The following is a 2685-nucleotide window of genomic DNA, read 5'->3' as shown; positions in this document are numbered from 1 at the left end:
CCTTAATGTGCAGTAAAGGCACCAACTTGGGCCCGGCTCAGCAGTCCTCTGCAGGGCCCTTGTCTTCCGAGGAAGGGGGGGCTAACGAACGGTGGCGAAGCGGCGATAGGAATCCTGACGACGCTGCACCCAAAACGTGCCATTGACACAACAGGAGGCTCTCTTCCCAGAAGAGAGATGTTGAAGGGATTGGCCTGCAGGGCCTGTTCACCTAGCTACTAATTTGCCACAGGCGAATCAGCTATCCTGCTGCTAGCAGCTAGAAGCTGGAAGCCCCCGTTCGAACGCACGCCCGCAAGCCACATAACCGCGGCGAAGCCGCTGAAGGTCTAGATCTAGATCTAGGTCTAGGTCTAGACCTGTAGCGCCAAAGGCGCTAATCCCCTCGACCTCTCTTTCCCAGGTATGATATAGTATACATATCAGCGAATTGTGACTATTGATAAGAAAAGGGGGAGGACCATGAAATTTACGCTTATTGATCGGAGTACCTGGGACAGGGAGGAGTATTTCCACTACTTTCTTGACGTGGTGCCCTGCCGGTACAATATGACCGATGAAATCGATATCACCCCTATCATGAAGCGCCATGCCCGTCCCTATCCGGCGCTTCTTCATTTTATCGGCACCGTGGAGAACCATCACAAACGGTACCGCATGGCTTTCAATGAAAAGGGGGAGCTGGGGTACTATGATGTGGTCCATCCCACCTATACCGTATTCCATCGGGATGACCATACCTTTTCCGCCCTTTGGACGCCTTACTCTGAGAAGTATGAAGATTTCCTCCATGACTTCGAAGAAGACGAGAAGACCTACGGCGACAGGAAGGGGCTCTTTGGGAAACCCGATTTCCCGAAGAACGTATTCCCCGCTTCCGTGGTGCCCTGGATGCAGTTCAAGGCGCTGCACCTGAGTTTCCCGAAGGCCTTCCACAGTCTGATCCCCATGTATACCCTGGGCCGGATTCACCGGAAGCGGAGCCACTACTACATTCCCCTGGCCGTGGAGTTTCACCATGCCGTATGTGACGGGTACCACGGGTCCCGGGTGTTCCACGAGCTCCAGGGGCTCATTAATCGGTGGAAGTAATTTCTGAAAGGTAGACGCAATGAATACGGAAGACATTCTTACTTATCTGGAGGGCAAGGGGCTCCTGTCTCCTCAGGACAGTTTCACTATCGTAAAGGGGGAGGAAATCCCTTTCCTGTCCCTCAACATGCCCCACCTTCTGGTCATCATCCATCCCACACCGGAGGAGGCAGCTCTCTTTGCCCGCCGGGCGCTGGCCATCTATGAGGATGAAGCGCCGGTGCTGCTCCTGGCCCATGGCAATATCCTCCGCCTTTCGCTGGAGGAATTCAGCCATTACGAGGCAAAGGATGATTTCCTTCTCCTTTTTGACAGCCGGAAGGCGGAAAAGAGGAGGCCCGTTCCCTTTTCTCTTTCGGACCTCAAGGGTACCATGCACACTCTCCTGGCCCCCGGTGGCTGCCCCTGGGACCGGAAGCAGGACCACCGTTCCCTCTGCACTTACCTCATCCAGGAAACGGCGGAGGTCATCGATGCCATTGACCATGATGACATGGATAACCTGAAGGAGGAGCTGGGGGATCTTCTGTTCCAGGTGGTTTTCCATGCCACCCTGGCAGAAAAGGAAGGGTATTTCACCATGCAGGACGTGGAGGATGGGGTAAATCAGAAGATGATCCGGCGCCATCCTTTCGTCTTCGATAAAGATACATCTGACAGCTCCATTTCCACTCCCGAGGGGTGGGAAAAACGGAAAAGAATTGAAAAAAACAGGAAATATCTGCTTTCCGGGGTGCCGAAGTGCTTGCCAAGTCTGCTGTTAGCGTGTATAATTCAAAAGAAAGTTGGTTCCAGCGGACTGCAGGATCTCCTGAATTCCGGAGAGCAGGCAAGATATGAGCGGAATGGTATCCCCCCTTTCTTCCTGTTTGAAATCTGACCGTGTGGCGGAGAAAGAAAAGAAGGCAGGCGCACTGCTCTTTGATTTCGTCCGTATCCTCCGGGAAGAGGGGATTGATCCGGAACTGGCGCTCCACCGGTACTCCCTGGATTTCATGGAAAAGTTCCATGGATTCGAGGAGACCCTGGAAAAGGAGGGGCACCGGCTGACGGACACAGAACCTGAAAAGGCGCTGCAGCTCTGGAAAGAATATGTCTCAACCCATTGACCTTTTCCGGCCGGAACCAATGGCGGGATTTCCGCCGATTATTTAAAGGAGGATGTTTAGTTATGAACAAAACAGAACTCGTCGCAGCAGTAGCCCAGGAAGCTGAAATGACAAAGAAAGATGCTGAAAAGGCAGTCAAAGCTGTCCTTGATGTAGTATCTGATGCTCTTGTAAAGGGAGATAAGGTACAGCTCATCGGATTCGGTACTTTCGAAGTCCGTCAGCGTAAAGCCCGCGTAGGACACAATCCGTCCACCCAGGCTGAAATCAAGATCCCCGCTTCCAAGACTCCGGCATTCCGCGTTTCTAAACAGCTGAAAGAAAAAGTAAACGCAAAGAAATCCAAAGCTAAGAAAGCAAAGAAATAAGAAGTGAAAGATAAAGCCTTCCACCTGGTGGAGGGCTTTATTTTTATGCCTGCGGCGGGGCATGGGTGCGAACGGGTGAGGCCTTTGAAAAGTTAGGAGTTAGGAATGAGGAGTGA

At 52.4% G+C, this 2685-nt stretch carries 4 protein-coding genes; all 4 read left to right on the top strand.

Going from position 1 to position 2685, the window contains the following annotated elements; all coding sequences use genetic code 11:
* The first annotated feature begins 462 nt into the window (after positions 1–462).
* A complete protein-coding gene (locus tag QZR21_RS08940) occupies positions 463–1092 on the top strand; it encodes a CatA-like O-acetyltransferase (RefSeq protein WP_296099440.1) in 630 nt (209 codons plus the stop codon).
* A gap of 19 nt (positions 1093–1111) precedes the next feature.
* The gene (locus QZR21_RS08935) at positions 1112–1972 is read left to right on the top strand and encodes a MazG nucleotide pyrophosphohydrolase domain-containing protein (protein WP_296975023.1); all 861 of its coding nucleotides are present in this window, start codon (positions 1112–1114) and stop codon (positions 1970–1972) included.
* A complete protein-coding gene (locus QZR21_RS08930) occupies positions 1929–2201 on the top strand; it encodes a hypothetical protein (protein ID WP_296975021.1) in 273 nt (90 codons plus the stop codon). The genes QZR21_RS08935 and QZR21_RS08930 overlap by 44 nt, the downstream gene beginning before the upstream one ends.
* A gap of 62 nt (positions 2202–2263) precedes the next feature.
* A complete protein-coding gene (locus tag QZR21_RS08925) occupies positions 2264–2569 on the top strand; it encodes an HU family DNA-binding protein (protein WP_296099445.1) in 306 nt (101 codons plus the stop codon).
* Positions 2570–2685: the final 116 nt, after the last annotated feature.

The organism is uncultured Dialister sp. (genome assembly GCF_900541605.1).
In the GTDB taxonomy this organism is placed as follows: Bacteria; Bacillota; Negativicutes; order Veillonellales; family Dialisteraceae; genus Dialister.
Note: the sequence above shows the minus strand (reverse complement) of the source record. Positions and strands in the feature narration are given on the sequence as shown.